This window comes from Bacillus sp. JJ1503, from assembly GCF_036965125.1.
Taxonomy (GTDB): Bacteria; Bacillota; Bacilli; order Bacillales; family Cytobacillaceae; genus Cytobacillus.
The window spans coordinates 12,673-28,961 of record NZ_JBALOZ010000249.1; the positions used below are offsets into that span (position 1 = coordinate 12,673).

The following is a 16,289-nucleotide window of genomic DNA, read 5'->3' on the forward strand; positions in this document are numbered from 1 at the left end:
TTTTTAAATTAAAAAGGGGGCTAGATTAAATGAATCAACGTCATGAAGTATTATTTCGACAATTAGAAAGCTATCGAAATGAAATATTGGATGCAGTGGAGAATGTAACAATAGAGGAAGCCGAAGTCATTCCAAAGGGCTATAACAATAATATTCGCTGGAATCTTGGACATATTTTCCTTGATCAATATCTTTGGATTCAAGCGGTCACGAAGGAAAAAACCGTTGTACCCGATGAATTTAATAAGTGGTTTGGATTCGGTACGTCTCCGGCTGACTTTAGTGCGGAAACTCCTTCTTTAGGAGATGTAAAACGGATGCTTAAATCTCAGCCTGCCGATATAAAAGAGGCATATGGCAATCGTTTAGAGGTTGAGTATAAACCAACCGAATTAGGCATGCAAACAATTGAACAGGTTTTAATTCGAACCATCTTCCATGAAGGGATGCACTTACAAGCCATTATTGATTTAAAAAAGGGCATTAAAGCCATGAAGCAATGAATTGTATGAATAAAGCAGGCAGAAATGACTCTCCTGCTTTATTCTGCCTTGAAGTCACCTGTCAGCAATTCCATTCCATCCACTTCAATTGGCACCCATCCAACTAAACCGTTCTTTTTTTTGACTAGTGTATAACCAGATACTTTAGCATTGAGCACCTTCACAACTTCACCATATCGGACCGATAAAAATGTAGTGCTTAAATCATTTTTACAGCACACACCCTCATCATTTTCAACTAAATACTCATTTTTCACCCATTGCTCAACCCCAAGTTTAATATTCCTGCAAAGTGTAAAGTAAGGTTCTCTGTGAATAATACTCATTTCATAATTGGGATAGGTGACTGTTCCAACACGACCTGTCTGATCTAAGTAGTCTTTTTTAACTTTCCTTTTCTCATGAAGCTCGTCAACAAACTCAAACGAAAATTGATTATTCTCGAAAATAAGGGCATTCAATTGTCCATCCCTTTTAATCTGATTGCCACCATCAATGGCAATGATTTTTTTCTCAAAATCAATCATTGGATTGTTAGAGCTCTCGGAATGAAAACGATAATTAACGACTGGCCAATGTCCGACTATGACGGTTTTCTTAGCCTGATGTCCTCTATCAAAAAAAGAATCGACAGATAAAGCGAAGTTTTCATCTGTTTCTTCCCAATCGGCCCGGTCCTCAATACCAGCATGGATCAAAATGAAGTTTTCTGTTTCAATAGCCACAGGCAAAGATTCCAGCCAGTTCAGTTCTTCTTTAAAATGAGTTTCATAATATTGAGCAAGCTGCTGAATTTGATTAAAATGCGTTAAAGACTGTTTCCCCTGCTCCAGCATTTCATTTAAGATAGAATTTTTTCTTGCCTTCATATAGTTGAGAATTTTTTCATTCCCCATAAATACATAACGGTGTAAAATATCGCAGTTCCCTTTCGTGACAAAAACATTCGATGATTGCTCAGTCATCTTCTTTACATAGCGAACGATCTCTAAACTGTTTTCTCCTTTTTCACAAAGGTCTCCATTTATAAAGAGGTAATCGTCTTTATCGTAATGAACCTTTTCTAACAGCCTTTTAAATAACAAAAGATTTGCGTGTATATCTGAAATAATAATAGCTCTTCGGTTTGGGTCTAAGTTAAGATTGATAACATTTAACATTTGAATCTCCTCTTATCTGAGTGCCTGTTTATACATTTAATAAAGAGTACACATTCGTATCGTAGGGAACTCCATTTTGATACATATAATTTCTTAATACGCCCTCTTTTTCAAATCCGAAAGTTTTGACAAACCGCTCTGTTAAAGTATGGGCAAAGGACATATTCAGCTGCTGGTGGATAATGCATTTTAATAGACAGTTATACGGTGAAAAATCGAGAACAATGGGTGTGCCATAGTGTTGTTCAAAGATCTCTTTAAGGTCCGTATTCTTGAAATGTTGGCCAATCATTTCAAGTGGAGTAAGCCATTGAAAAATTTCCGCTAATCTTTTATCGGCTTTTTCCTTATATTTGCCCTCTGTCCCATCAATCAAGAATTCGGGGGCTAAAGTTGTTCCATTTGCTTTTACTATTGCCACAATCGGTTCATCTTCAATCAGCAGTGGCACTTTTACCGATCGATTGACTATATCCACTTGATTAAGCGGGTCGATGGAAAGCCTGTCCAGTACAAGATCAAAATTGTAAGGGCCTTTTATTTGTATTGTTTCCAAGAATGATCCGTCCTTTAACCATTTTTCCGTCATTATAGCATTTTTTCTTATGCTTTGACTAAAGCTGTATCTTGGAAACATAAAAAGACCCATTATTGGGTCTAATTAATAAATATATCAGCCAATGCTGATGTTTATCGGTCAGTTCCACCAATATATCGGTCACTTTTTGATTATATCGGTTAGTTCTACCAATATATCGGCCACTACCCAAAAATTCTTCAATATAGCATTCTCTCCTCCATGCCTATACTCATCATCAAATCATCCAAGCTTTTAAACGTGTAGCCCCGCTTTTTCAAATCTTGTATCGCTTTTTCCAGTGCATCGGCATTGTCTTTAGATACGGTGTGAAGCAGCAGAATGGCCCCTGGATGAATTTGTTTCATGATGTTGTCGTAGGAATATTGCCAGCCTTTTTGCTGATCGACCACCCAATCTTTAAAAGCTAAGGACCAGAAGATGTGAGTATAGCCATGCTGTTTAGCCACTTTAATCGTTCGTTCGCTAAAAATGCCGCGGGGTGGGCGCAAATATGCCATCGTTTTTATTCCTGTTAGTTGTTCCGTCCCCTCCCGTACCATTTCCAATTCCTTAGCAATTTTCTCGTCACTAATAGTTGTCATATCAGGATGATGCCAGGAATGGTTGCCGATAATATGACCTTCGTTGGCCATTCGTTTGACTAGATCAGGTGCAGTTTTTAAATAATGCCCCGTAATGAAAAATGCTGCTGGCACCTTTTCCTTTTTCAATACGTTTAAAACTTTTTCTGTATAGCCATTTTCATAGCCATTATCAAAGGTTAAATAAATTTCTTTTTTCGTTGTATCTCCTTTGTAGTAGGCACCCAGCCGTTCTAGCATATCATCTAAACCTTTACCTGCATCGGCTGGCTGCTCATTTGAGCCCTTTTTAAATCCCCAATGAATAGGAGAGTTGGCGTAATTGGCATAGGCTGTTGATGAAAAAAACAAGAAAATGGCACTTAATATGAGCAAATGTCTAAGTGATTTCATCTCTGCACTCCTCTTTTATTTTTTCTTATTGTTTGTGCAGGCAGGCAAAACATTCGCGCCAAACCATGCCAATAAACTCCATAAAAAAAGCCCTAGCCATTTCAATGACTAGAGCCAAACAATATTAAAATACGCGCTCTTTAAATTGAGCCAACTTCTCTAAAGATGATTTATCAACATCCGCATGCAAACTGTTTCCGTGTGAATCCATTGTGACTACAGCAGTAAATCCTTCAACTTTTAAATGCCACATTGCTTCAGGAATACCAAATTCCATCAAATCAACGCCTTCAACATCCTTAATACAATCCGCATAATATTGAGCCGCACCGCCGATTGCGTTTAAGTACACACCGCCATGTTCTTGAAGAGCTGCCAAAGTTTTCGGACCCATTCCGCCTTTTCCGATCACCGCGCGGATGCCAAATTTCTTCATGATATCGCCTTGGTATGGCTCCTCACGAATACTTGTTGTTGGACCCGCTGCCTTCACATGCCACTTTCCTTCAGCATCTTTCAGCATAACAGGACCACAGTGGTAAATAACTTGGCCATTTAAATCAACTGGTGCGTCATGTGACATTAAGTGGTGATGGATCGCGTCACGGCCAGTGTACATTCTGCCGTTAATTTGAACGACATCTCCAACTTTTAAGTTGCGAATTTGTTCTTCTGTAATAGGAGCTTGTAAAGTAATCACTTCAGCTTTTGTCTCGGCAGCTGCCGCTGTTTCTTTTTCAGCCTCAGTTGCAGCGAAATCGATGTTTTCGCCTTCTTGATACATCCATTCGTTGATTTCACCAGTTTCAGCATTTACAGCAACACCTAAACGGCGGAATGCCCAGCAGTTATAGGCTACAGAAACAAAGAAGCTGGCAGGAATACGGTTCATCACACCAATTTTACAGCCTAATAGGGTTGTCTCTCCGCCAAAGCCCATTGTACCGATTCCAAGCTTGTTGGCATTCTCCATGACATATTCTTCAACTTTGCGAAGATCTTCATTTGGATTTACATCATCGTTTGAACGGAATAACTGTTCCTTAGCAAGATCATATCCTGAAGAACGATCTCCGCCAATACCAACGCCGATAAAGCCAGCGCTACACCCTTGTCCTTGTGCTTGGTAAACCGAATGCATGATACATTTACGAATGCCATCGAGATCACGGCCTGCACGACCAAGTCCTTCAAGCTCACAAGGCAAGCTGTATTGAATATTTTTATTTTCACAGCCGCCCCCTTTTAAAATAAGGCGGGCATCGATATAATCATTTTCCCATTGATCAAATTTAATAACTGGAACACCTAATCCTAGGTTGTCCCCGCTATTATCCCCTGTTAGCGAGTCAACTGAATTCGGACGAAGCTTTCCATCCTTCGTAGCTTGTACAATCGCATTTCTAATTGCTTCTTTCATTTCAAGCTGGTTTGCACCAACAGGCGTTTTAATTTTAAAGGTTGGAAGACCTGTATCCTGACAGATTGGTGAAACATTATCATCAGCCATTTTAATATTATTCGTGATAGTCGCTAAACTCATAGCTGATCTAGTTCCAGCACTTTCATTTTCCTTCGCAGCCTGAATTGCACGACGTACGTCTTTTGGAAGCCTTGTTGATGTTTCAACAATTAGCTGATACATACTCTCTTGAAACTTTTCGATATTCATCCTCGTTCCCCTTCCCCTTAGAGCGCATATATATTTTTTAAAAATAATAATAATTGCCTTCTATATTATACTCCTAAAATGGAGGTAATTAAAGATAAAGCACTCATTCTGATTGAGGAAAAGGTGACCATACTAAATGGATTCCAAAATAAAAAGAGCCACTAAGGCTCTTTTTTAATCACGATTATTGAATTCGCGGCATTTCGATTCAATGTCGTCAATGATTTCTATCAGACGGTCGATATCATCAATATCTGCTTCTTCTGGCTCAATAGCATCTAGAACGTCAAGAAACATATTTAACCGCTGTTTTAAAAATACTACTTGGTTGTTTTTATCTTGTATCGGACTTCCCAAAATGTTCTCTCCTTTCGTAACGATAACATACTACCGAAAAACTCCTCTTTTCGCAAATTGAATATTTATATTATGATCAATTGTTTGGTTAAATAAAATTTGACCTCTTTCGTTTGGATACATGAAAGACGTTCATCCTTAACTACCTTCGACTACATTTTTCTTTACGAAGGGAGTTAAAAACCCTTCTTAACTACCTTCGACTGCATTTTTTCTTCACGAAGAGCGTTTTAAACCCTTCTTAACTACCTTCAACTGCGTTTTTCATTCACGATGGGCGTTATAAAGCCTTCTTAACTACATTCGATTGCATTGTTTCTTCACGAAGGGAGTTATAAAGCTCTCTTAACTACTTTCCACTGCATTTTTTCTTCACGAAGAGCGTTATAAACCCTTCTTAACTACATTCCAATGCATTTTTTCTTCACGAAGGGCGTTATAAAGCTCTCTTAACTACTTTCGACTGCATTTTTTCTTCATGAAGGGCGTTATAAAGCCCTCTTAACTACATTTGACTACATTTTTCCTTACGATGGGCGTTTTAAAACCTTCTTAACTACCTTCTACACCATTTATTCTTCACGATGGGCGTATAAAACACACTCACCCTCATTTAGCCCGACGATACTCCACCGAAAGCTCCCCATTCCGCACTTCCATCCGAGTTCCTCTCCAGCCTTCAGAAAGCTTTATTTGTTGTGCTTGCGTATCCCCCATTGGAATAAACAAGCTCTCGCTCCAATCAGGCTCAATAATCTCCACTAAATCCTTCACAAAAATATAACGCAGGCTGCCGCCGTATTTCTCCTTCAATGAAGCTATCCGCATGCCTTGTGAGAATTTATCCTTTAAGCTTGGAATATTGAATGGAGCCACGGTACAGCAAACATATCGATAGCCATGATCATCCTTAGATAATTCCTTCATAATCAGCCCAGCCAACGTTTTTTGCAGCTGATTCCCGCGATAATCAGGTAGGACATTTGAGATTTCCTGATAAATAACTTTTGGCAGCTCAGATTCACTAAGGCCAATATCTATCCCTAAGTGCTCTTCATCCATAACAGGAACTAATAAAGCTCGAAAAGCAATTAGTTCTCCATCAACAAATGCCCCAATCATCATTCCATTGCCCTCTAAAATATATCGAAACTCTTCTTCCGTCAGTGGCTGAAGAGTATTTTTCCCATTTAGATGTGAAATGACTTGATCCTGTACATTCAAAATCCTTGCTACATCCGCCATCGTTAAAGGCTGGACAACAAAGGGGATCTTTTGGCCTTCCTTAATTAACGTTCCTTCATATATATGCATCACCTAAACACCACTCCTAGCGAACAACATCCTGTAAGACGGTTAATTCATTCAATACTTCTTCATTTATATCTACACCTAACCCCGGTTTCTCAGTTAAGCGGATAAATGGAACATCGTAATGAAGATTGCCGATATCCTTTGAAAATTTTAATGGCCCTGTAAGCTCAACACTTGTGATGACTTTTTTAGAAAAAGCAACATGGAAGCCTGCAGCAGAGCCGACAGATGATTCGACCATAGATCCAATCTGGCACTCAATTCCAGCTAACTCTGCCTGGTGTGCAAGTTTGACCGCGGGATAAATGCCGCCGCACTTCATCAATTTAATATTGACTTTGTGGGCTGCACGCTTTTGGATGATCTCGAGCATTTCTCGCTGTCCCTTTAAGCCTTCATCAATCATGAGAGCAACTGTTGTTTTCGCGTTTATTTCAACCATCCCATCTATATCATCAGCCACAACCGGCTGTTCTACCCAATCTAAATGGCAATCGCGCAATTGATTTAATGCGACAAGAGTGTTGGCACTATTTCTCCAGCCTTGGTTCACATCGACTCGAATGGCGATATCATCCCCAACCTTCTCACGGACAGCTTGAATACGCTCAACATCCTTCCTGACATCTGTGCCCACCTTCATTTTAAAAGAACGATAGCCTTGCTCAAGCATGGATGCAGCTTCACTTGCCATATGTTCAGGTTCGGCAATGCTTAACACATGTGTAATTGGGAACTCATCATGATAACGTCCGCCAATCAGCTGATAAACCGGCTGCTGTATTTTTTTGCCCATAATATCAAAGCAAGCAATATCAATAGCTGCTTTAGCCGTTGGAGCTCCGTATATCGATTTATTCATTATGTCGTGAATTTTTTCGATTTCCATTGGGTTTTGGCCAATAAGAACAGGTGCAAGTGTATTTTTAATAATGGTGTAAACACCCTCTAACGATTCCCCAGTCACGTGCTCATCTGCTACACCTTCCCCGTATCCAACAATTCCTTCGTCTGTTTCAATTTTAACAATAACAGAAGGCATATCATTGTAAGTGTGATAGCTGACAACAAAGGGTACATGCAGCGGTAAATGAATAGCATAAAGATGGATAGCGGTTATTTTCATAAAATTTTTCTCCTTTTTCGTTTAAAATTTTCAAATAATTTGTTATAGTTGTCGTTAAACAGTCGTTAATTATAAAAAATAAAATCCCCCTTCAAGAGGTGAAACATGCAAACAAAAATCGCTGTCATAGGTTCAGCTGAATTTTTCGAACAGATTCAATCTGTTTCGGAACAAGTCCCAAATATTGAATTAGAGGGGTATATTTATAAACAGCCACAGGAAGCTGAGTACTTAATTAAACAAATTAAGCCATGTGACGTTGTCTTCCTATCCGGTACATTGCCCTATTTATTTTCCCAAAAGTATCATGAACAATTGCCGATCCCTATCCTCTATTTAGCACAGGATGAAATGACGGTCGCCTCAACGCTGCTTGCTGCATTATACCATAAGAAGATTTCATTGGATCGAATTTCAATTGATTTATTTGATGCTTCCATTGTTTCCAACGTCCTGGATGCAGTTGATATTAAGACAAGCCCCTTGCATGTTAGAGATTATGAGGATATTTTACTGCAAGAACCGTATGACTTTGAACAGCTTGTTTCCTTTCATCACTTATTGTGGAAGCAAGGGGAAATTGATTTAGCGATTACAAGTGTACATGTTGTTTATAACCAATTAATCCTTCAAGGCGTTCCTGCCAATCGGATGGCTGATCCAAAGACTGCCTTGATTCGCGGTCTACAGGATGCGAAGGCAAAGGCTGAGTATGTGAAAAGCCAAGCTTCACAAGTGGCTGTCGGCTATATATCCGTTGATTCACTAAATGAACAACAACGGAAAAATCTTGATACATTTGCACACGAGATTTATGCAACTGTTCAGCAATTAAATGATTCTCAGTTTGTCTTGTACAGCACTAGAGGAGACATAGAGTCGATGAGACATGAAGACCTCAATCAATTATTTTCTAAAACGGATGGTAATGCCATTGGCTTTGGCTATGGTGCGACCATGAAGGAAGCTGAAAAAAATGCCCTAATTGCTTTAGGTTTTGCCGAGAAAAATGAGAATAGCAACTGTTGTTTTATTTTAACAGAAAAAAAGGATCTTCTTGGCCCTTTCCCACAATTGCATAAACAGCAAAAACTCGTAAATGATCACCCTGATTTATACCTTATCGCACAAAAAGCAAAATTAAGCCCTGCCAACCTCTCAAAAATCATTAAGTTTTCCAAGGACATTCATCAGTTTACTTCAGCTGATCTGGCAGATTTTCTTCAAGTCACTAGGCGTACAGCTGAAAGAATGATAAAAAAGCTAACTGACCATGGGTACATTCAGATTGTCGGTGAGGAGATGACCTATCAACAGGGCCGTCCGCGAGCTCTATATAAACTGAATATCCCGATTTATTTTTAAGGAAAAAAGGAAAGTTCTGTTAAGGAACCTTCCTTTTTTATGTTACGCCTTCATTACTAGTTCATCTTTTTTCTGCTGCTCAAGCTTTTCCTTATCAGTTAGCTTTACAATAGAGAAACCAGTATATGCAAAGATGATTGAGAGAATTGGAACAACAAAGTTTAAGATTGCGTATGGAGCATATTCAAATGTATGAACACCAAGTGTTGCAAGGATGAATACACCGCAAGTATTCCATGGAACAAACACAGAGGTTAGCGTTCCCCCATCCTCCAGTGCACGGGATAAGTTTTTAGAATGCAAGCCTTTATCACGATAAGCTTTTGCAAACATGCGAGATGGGATAACGATTGAAATATACTGCTCTGAACAAGAAACATTTGTTGCAAAACATGATACAACTGTTGAAGCTACTAAGCTCTTTGCAGATTTTGCAAGCTTTAATAATTGGTTCACAATCGCTTGAAGCATACCTGTATTTTCTAAAATTCCTCCAAATGTCATCGCCACAATTGTCATTGAAACAGTATACATCATTTCATCTAAACCGCCTCGGTTAAAGAGATTGTCAACCATTTCATTGCCAGTGTCAATGAGGAATCCGCTTTGTAAAGCAGCGACCGCATCGGCAACATTTCCGCCTTGTACAAAAATCTGAGCTAGGAAACCTAGCAAGATACCAATAATAAGAGCCGGTATGGCTGGAACTTTTTTAGCAACGAGAACAATAACGAGAACAGGAACTATTAATAGGAATGGAGAAATAACAAAACTGTCCTGAAGAACCTGAATCGTTTGATCAATGCTTTGTGCATCCATGGCTCCAGCCGCAAATTTTCTTCCCATAATAGCATAAACGATTAAAGCAATCGTGATCCCTGGGATCGTTGTGTAAAGCATATGTTTAATATGGACAAATAAATCCGTGTCAGTTAAACCTGCCGCTAAGTTAGTCGTGTCTGAAAGCGGTGACATTTTATCTCCGAAATAAGCGCCAGAAATGATTGCACCCGCAATCATTGGAGCAGGAATTCCCATACTTAAGCCAATTCCCATTCCCGCAACCCCAATCGTACCCATTGTGGACCAGGAGCTTCCAATTGCCAATGAAACGATACAGCAAATAACACAGATAGCTACAAGAAATAGAGATGGTGTAATAATTTTTAACCCATAATAAATCATAGTCGCAACGATTCCGCCGCCTATCCAAGCACCAATCGTTAAACCTACTAGCATAATAATAATGACTGCAGGAAGAGCTAGACGTATCCCCTTATACATCATCTCTTCAATTTCATCCCATTTGAATCCTACACGCCATGCTACAATAGCAGCAGTTGAGGTTCCCACAATAAGCGGAATATGCGGCCCTTGTTCTAATACAACTACCGCTATTGCCATGACCACAATCATTACCAATAGCGGAATAATGGCAAGACCAAACGTCATCTCCCTTTTTTATCGTTTTTCCAAACAAAACCAATTTTTCGACTATTTTTAATTGTCGTTAAATAGTCGTTAATATGGTATATAATAAACTGTCCTAGGCATTCCGTCAATTTATTTTTATAAAAAAACGAATCTACTCTTTTAGGCATTTCTTATAAGTTGTAAGCTTATCTTTGACATAAGAGCATTTTATTTTAGAATGATAATGGATTTTATTTTAAAGGAGAGCAAAATGATTAAAAATATGCTGCAGGTAAAACCTGCAAACGATCAATGGGAAGCCTATCGGGATATGGATGAGTTTGGAAAGCTTACTCTTTCCAATATTGAATTTACAACAACAGTTTTATGTAATATGCGCTGTGAGCATTGTGCAGTTGGATATACTTTACAGCCAAAGGATCCTGAAGGACTTCCCGTTGATATATTACTTAGAAGGCTTGAAGAGGTTCCACATTTGAGGGCTCTAAGCATTACAGGCGGAGAACCAATGCTGTCGAGGAAATCCGTGGAGGAATATGTAGTCCCCTTACTTCGATACGCACATAATCGTGGGGTCAAAACGCAAATCAACTCCAATTTAACGCTGGAATTAGCTAGATATGAGGAAATCATCCCCTACTTAGATGTCCTACATATTTCGCACAATTGGGGTACGGAGGAAGAATTTATTGAAGGTGGCTTTGCCATGATGGAACGGAAGCCAACTTACGAGCAAAGACAGAAGCTTTTTATACGCATGATTGAAAATAGTCAGGAATTAGTTAAAGCTGGTGTTATGGTTTCAGCCGAAACGATGTTAAACAAGCGGACCCTGCCTTACCTCGAGAAAATTCACAAGCAAATTGTGGAGGATATGAAATGCCAGCGCCATGAAATTCATCCAATGTATCCATCTGATTTTGCATCCAATTTAGAAACGCTGACTTTAGATGAGATTCGTTCCGCGATTCATCATTTATTGGACATTCGAGATGAAAATACTTGGATGTTGTTTGGTACCTTGCCTTTTTACGCTTGCAGTGGCAATGAAAAGGATTTGGAGTTGTTGACACGCTTATATGCTGCGAAAAATGTTACAGTTCGAAATGATCCAGATGGCCGTTCCCGATTGAACATTAATATTTTTACGGGAGATGTCATTGTGACGGATTTTGGTGATACTCCGGCACTGGGGAATGTCCAAACTGATCAACTCTCGGACATTTTCGACAAATGGCTTGATACCGATTTAGCCCGATCATTAAATTGCCACTGTCCTGAAGTACGCTGCCTAGGACCTAATGTACTGGTAAAAAATAGTTACTACAAGGATATTAATTTTACGAATTTGACTAGTCAGTTGTCTCGGCTTTAGTAGGGATCAGGTCGGCAATGTGGGGCTTGAAGGGCTCATATCGCCATTCGACTATGGGTTTCTGTATCGAAGGACGTTATGAACCTCTTTTAAGGACCTTCGACCAGAGGTTTCCGAATCGAAAGGCGTTATGACACCCTCTTAACGACCTTCGACCATAGTTTTCCGTATCAAAGGGAGTTGTGGACCCTTCTTAACGACCTTAGACCATGGTTTTCTGTATCGAAGGGCGTTTTAAGCCTCTCTTAACGACCTTCAACCATGGGTTTCCATATCGAAGGGCGTTATGACCCCCTCTTAACGACCTTCGACTAAAAGTTTCCGAATCGATGGGCGCCATATAACACTTCAAGACTCTATAATAACACAAGGAAACCTGCAGGGAATTTGCCAAATGCATCCATCCCCTGCAGGTTTTCAATTACACTTTTTTATCTCGGCCGCTCTGATGCTACAAATCCGAAGGACATGTGATCCTGAATTGGAATCCATGCACCGACTCCTTGGGATGTTACATTTTTAATAATAATCATTTTCTTATTTCCTTTTAGCATTAAATAGACTTCCCCGTAAGTGACCTTTCCTTTTTCGTTAATTGCTGGGGCGTAGCCGTATAGATAGCCCAATCTTTTTGGCGGGATATTGTATTTATGATCCTTTTTTGTTCCAGCTCCGATTATTGTTTCAAAGGAAAGTGGCAGGCCAGATTTATCCATTGCCTTTAAGAGCATCATTTTTTTGACATCTTCTGTGCTTGGTACCTTTGCAGTTAGGCCGCCTCTGACCACTTTCTGAGCTTCTTGAACGTAGTGAATCTGATAGGGCGCAATTCCCCCCCGGTTATCGAAGTAATTGGTGTTAATCTTTTGATACTCCCAATTCGGGGAAGTTTCGGATGACTCATAATTTAACGGCCATTGTCCAAGGTATATGATCGCCCGATACCCGATTGCAAATGGGGTGCTATTAACAGTCGTCTCATTTAACATCCGGATTAAATCTGGATTTTCAATTTTAACTTTAGACGTTTCAATTAAACTTTGTGTTAATTCACTTGGCTCCAGTTTGGGCATATGCTGTGCCGGGTTTGGATACGTATTTTCCTTTGTGATGGTCAAAACAGAGTTTGGAATTGCTATTATTTTTTGGGGTTGATTCGTTTTTTTCTCATCCATTAAACCCGCGGCTTCGTTCTGAAAAGATAGCATAAATATTAGACCTATGATAAAGATTGACATGTATTTTTTCATGGTGAGACTCCTTTCAACTCACTATCTCTTTCGTTTGTTTATAGTTTTTTCGGAGTTCAAGTATATTATCCATTTTGAAAAAAAATTTTTATCAGAACCCCCATGAGTGATTGCAATACAAAAAACAAATTCGTAATATCGATTTAATAATCTGAATATTTACAAGTATCAAAATCCGATGTATAATAAACTTACTTTCAAATAAAAGGAGGGCCGCTAAGTCGATTCGCTACTAAAAAGGAGGATGACAGTTTATTAAAGTTTCATCATTCCAAAATAAAGGTTTTATGGTCCAGTAACAATATAAAGGCTGGTGGTAAATTCCTAAAAAGCGAGTAGATTTACATCCTTTTGCGAAAAATAATTGAACTTTAAAACGACTCTGGAGTCATTTCAGAGTCGTTTTTATGTTTTCCTATAATAAATAAAACCCTATCCCCATTATTAAATAGGCTGCAAGTAAAGTAGCTCCTTCAAACCAATTGGTTTCCCCATCATTTGAAATAATGATCATGAGGAGTGCAGAGGTCACCATTGTAATTAGCTCTGGCATCGAAAAAACTAACGGCATCGATACTGGGAACATTAAAGAAATTAATACAAGCAATGGTGCAACGAACATCGCCACTTGTAAGGTTGACCCTACAGCTATCTCAACAGCAATATCCATTTTATTTTTGTAAGCCATAATAATAGCTGAAGCATGCTCTGCAGCATTCCCTACTATAGCAACAATCACAACCCCAATAAATAATTCTGTCCAGCCAAAGGTTTCACCGACTGCCTGAAATGTGTGTACTAAATTTTCAGATACATAGGCAACAGCAATGGTTGCAAGAGCAAGAATAAGCAGCGCTTTTCCCTTTCCCCACTCAGGCTCTTCCTCGCCATGTCTATCTTCATTCACATTTTCTGTCTGATAAACACCGCGATGGGTAACTAGCTTGAAAAATAATGCTGCTAAATATAAAACAATTAATATAATCGAAATACCTACACTGAAATTAAGTGTATCGCTCTCTGACATCGTCATTGAAAATATTTCTGGGATGACAAATGCCACAATCACTCCAAACATAAGCAATCCTGAATTATGTCTTGCATCATACACATTGAAGGTCTGACGTTTATATTTTAAGCCCCCTATAAAAAATGATAAACCAGCGACTAAAAGAAGGTTTCCAAGCACTGATCCTGTTAAGGAAGCAAGCACTACTCCAACTAAGCCCTCCCTAAGAGCAAATATCGAGATAATTAATTCAACAGCATTTCCAAACGTGGCATTCAGCAAGCCTCCTATTCTCGGACCTGCAACAATCGCAAGGCTCTCAGTAGCCCTCCCCATAAAGCTTGCAAGAGCAATAATCGTCACGCAATAAATAATAAACATTAAAATACTGGACCAATGCATAAGTGTACCAATGACAGATAGAGGCACACCGATAAATACAAGTGCGGAAAAAATTTTGTTCATTCTTATAACTCATCCCTTCAAATAAGAATGTAAACTGACCTAATTATTTGGCACCGACCGATATATTTAGGTTTCTGACCGATATAATCATCAAACTAACCGATATATCTGGATACCGACCGATATATTGAAAATCTATAGGCTGACTTTCCCGAAAACAAAAAGCGCGTCACCATATCTTTCCCAAAAGAATGAAAAAAATGATTTTTATTGCCAAGAACTCTGATTGCATATACCATCATTATTGAGTCTTTATTTATTAATTTTATGCAGGAATTTCTGTCCAAAAGTTGAGGTTTTGAAAAAATGAAAAAAGAAAATATGCGTTTTTGGATTTTAGTTAGTATTGTTGCAATCTCGGGTTTTAGCCAAGGTATGCTGCTTCCGTTAATAGCCATTATCTTTGAAAATGAAGGAGTTTCTTCGAGCTTAAACGGATTAAATGCAACTGGGCTGTACATCGGAATTTTACTTGTGTCCCCTTTTATGGAATACCCGTTAAGAAGGTATGGGTATAAACCAGTCATTCTTTATGGCGGATTGATTGTTATTGTTTCTCTCATGCTATTCCCTGTTTGGAAATCCTTTTGGTTCTGGTTTTTCCTTCGTCTAATGATTGGAATTGGCGACCATGCTTTGCATTTCGGAACACAGACATGGATCACTTCTTTTTCACCAGAGCATAAAAGAGGCCGCAATATTTCCTTATATGGCTTGTTTTTTGGAGCGGGCTTCGCGGTAGGTCCTATGATGGCACCATTGATTAATATTAATGAAGCTCTTCCTTTTATTGTTTCATCAATACTTTGCCTCATTGCATGGGTATTTTTATTTATCTTAAAAAACGATTTCCCAGAGCAAACGATTGAAGTAAATTCGTTTAAAGAAACAATGAAGAGATTTAATAAAGCAATCAAATACGGCTGGGTTGCCTTTCTCCCTGCATTTGGTTATGGATTTCTTGAATCATCTATAAATGGAAGCTTTCCTGTTTATGGGCTGAGAATTGGACTTGAGGTTACGAATGTTTCCATGCTCTTAACAGCATTTGCGATTGGCGCTATCGTATTTCAATTGCCGCTTGGATTATTAAGCGACAAGTATGGCAGAAGAAATATATTAATGATTATCCTTTTTACTGGATGTTTAAGCTTTATGACGGCTAGTTTTCTAGAAGAGATGATGATTGGATTAACGATTTGCTTATTCATTGCTGGGATGGTTGTCGGCTCCACTTTTTCCTTAGGGATCAGTTACATGGCTGATTTAACACCGAAAAATATGCTGCCAACAGGAAATTTACTTTGCGGTGTAGCATTTAGCATCGGAAGCTTGGCGGGACCATTTCTTGGCGGAGTTTTCATCCAGCATTTTAAGTCTTTCAGCTTCTTTCATATTATAAGCATGATGCTGTTCCTCATATTCTTAACGGTCGTCATTTTTGGGCAAAAACAAGTGGCCTCTGAGAAGGAATCTTATTCTCAGTAAGTAAAATAATAATAAATTAATAATTATTATAAAAAAAGGAACATATTCCTTCCCATTTCATACCCTATATAGTAAACTATGAATAACACTAGAAAACAACATTACACTACAATTTAAGTTTTGTGCTGTCGCCTTTGAGGCGGCAGCTTTCGTTGTTTTATAGGGGTATTGATGTTGATTATTTTTCTCAATTAGA

13 protein-coding genes and 1 pseudogene are annotated in these 16,289 nt (G+C 38.8%); 4 read left to right on the forward strand and 10 right to left on the reverse strand.

The genetic code is table 11. The features are described 5' to 3' along the window. The first annotated feature begins 29 nt into the window (after nt 1-29). On the forward strand, nt 30-503 hold the full coding sequence (locus V7149_RS18550) for a DinB family protein (RefSeq protein ID WP_335347081.1): 474 nt from the start codon (nt 30-32) through the stop codon (nt 501-503). A gap of 38 nt (nt 504-541) precedes the next feature. Here V7149_RS18550 and V7149_RS18555 read toward each other — a convergent pair whose 3' ends face one another. The 7 genes and pseudogenes from V7149_RS18555 to V7149_RS18585 form a co-directional block, all read right to left on the reverse strand. Beyond that, nucleotides 542-1,663, reverse strand: a complete 1,122-nt coding sequence (locus V7149_RS18555; RefSeq protein ID WP_335347082.1) for a metallophosphoesterase — start codon at nt 1,661-1,663, stop codon at nt 542-544. 28 nt (nt 1,664-1,691) lie between these two features. Beyond that, a pseudogene (locus tag V7149_RS26580) lies at nt 1,692-1,781 on the reverse strand (GNAT family N-acetyltransferase); the annotation flags it as partial. 659 nt (nt 1,782-2,440) lie between these two features. After that, complete coding sequence (gene pdaA / locus V7149_RS18565) at nt 2,441-3,238, reverse strand: delta-lactam-biosynthetic de-N-acetylase (protein ID WP_335347084.1); 798 nt, start codon at nt 3,236-3,238, stop codon at nt 2,441-2,443. Between the two features lie 124 nt (nt 3,239-3,362). After that, nucleotides 3,363-4,910 (reverse strand): fumarate hydratase, encoded by a 1,548-nt coding sequence (locus V7149_RS18570; RefSeq protein ID WP_335347085.1) that lies wholly within the window; start codon nt 4,908-4,910, stop codon nt 3,363-3,365. 174 nt (nt 4,911-5,084) lie between these two features. Continuing rightward, nucleotides 5,085-5,267, reverse strand: a complete 183-nt coding sequence (locus V7149_RS18575) for an SE1561 family protein (RefSeq protein WP_335347086.1) — start codon at nt 5,265-5,267, stop codon at nt 5,085-5,087. Between the two features lie 609 nt (nt 5,268-5,876). Then, nucleotides 5,877-6,584, reverse strand: a complete 708-nt coding sequence (locus V7149_RS18580; protein ID WP_335347087.1) for a GNAT family N-acetyltransferase — start codon at nt 6,582-6,584, stop codon at nt 5,877-5,879. Between the two features lie 13 nt (nt 6,585-6,597). Further along, the gene (locus V7149_RS18585; RefSeq protein WP_335347088.1) at nt 6,598-7,707 is read right to left on the reverse strand and encodes a mandelate racemase/muconate lactonizing enzyme family protein; all 1,110 of its coding nucleotides are present in this window, start codon (nt 7,705-7,707) and stop codon (nt 6,598-6,600) included. Between the two features lie 105 nt (nt 7,708-7,812). Between V7149_RS18585 and V7149_RS18590 the strand changes: the two genes are divergently transcribed. Then, nucleotides 7,813-9,072: an HTH domain-containing protein gene (locus V7149_RS18590; protein ID WP_335347089.1), complete on the forward strand. Its 1,260-nt coding sequence runs from the start codon at nt 7,813-7,815 to the stop codon at nt 9,070-9,072. Between the two features lie 42 nt (nt 9,073-9,114). Here V7149_RS18590 and nhaC read toward each other — a convergent pair whose 3' ends face one another. Continuing rightward, nucleotides 9,115-10,524, reverse strand: a complete 1,410-nt coding sequence (gene nhaC, locus V7149_RS18595; RefSeq protein WP_335347090.1) for a Na+/H+ antiporter NhaC — start codon at nt 10,522-10,524, stop codon at nt 9,115-9,117. Between the two features lie 232 nt (nt 10,525-10,756). Between nhaC and yfkAB the strand changes: the two genes are divergently transcribed. Next, complete coding sequence (gene yfkAB, locus V7149_RS18600) at nt 10,757-11,881, forward strand: radical SAM/CxCxxxxC motif protein YfkAB (RefSeq protein WP_335347091.1); 1,125 nt, start codon at nt 10,757-10,759, stop codon at nt 11,879-11,881. Between the two features lie 431 nt (nt 11,882-12,312). Here the strand turns inward: yfkAB and V7149_RS18605 are convergent, their stop codons facing one another. Continuing rightward, nucleotides 12,313-13,131 carry a YfkD famly protein gene (locus tag V7149_RS18605; RefSeq protein ID WP_335347092.1) on the reverse strand — a complete coding sequence of 273 codons (819 nt, stop codon included), beginning with the start codon at nt 13,129-13,131 and terminating at the stop codon, nt 12,313-12,315. 415 nt (nt 13,132-13,546) lie between these two features. Further along, nucleotides 13,547-14,605: a calcium/proton exchanger gene (cax, locus tag V7149_RS18610; RefSeq protein ID WP_335347093.1), complete on the reverse strand. Its 1,059-nt coding sequence runs from the start codon at nt 14,603-14,605 to the stop codon at nt 13,547-13,549. 306 nt (nt 14,606-14,911) lie between these two features. Between cax and V7149_RS18615 the strand changes: the two genes are divergently transcribed. After that, the gene (locus V7149_RS18615; protein ID WP_335347094.1) at nt 14,912-16,093 is read left to right on the forward strand and encodes an MFS transporter; all 1,182 of its coding nucleotides are present in this window, start codon (nt 14,912-14,914) and stop codon (nt 16,091-16,093) included. Nucleotides 16,094-16,289: the final 196 nt, after the last annotated feature.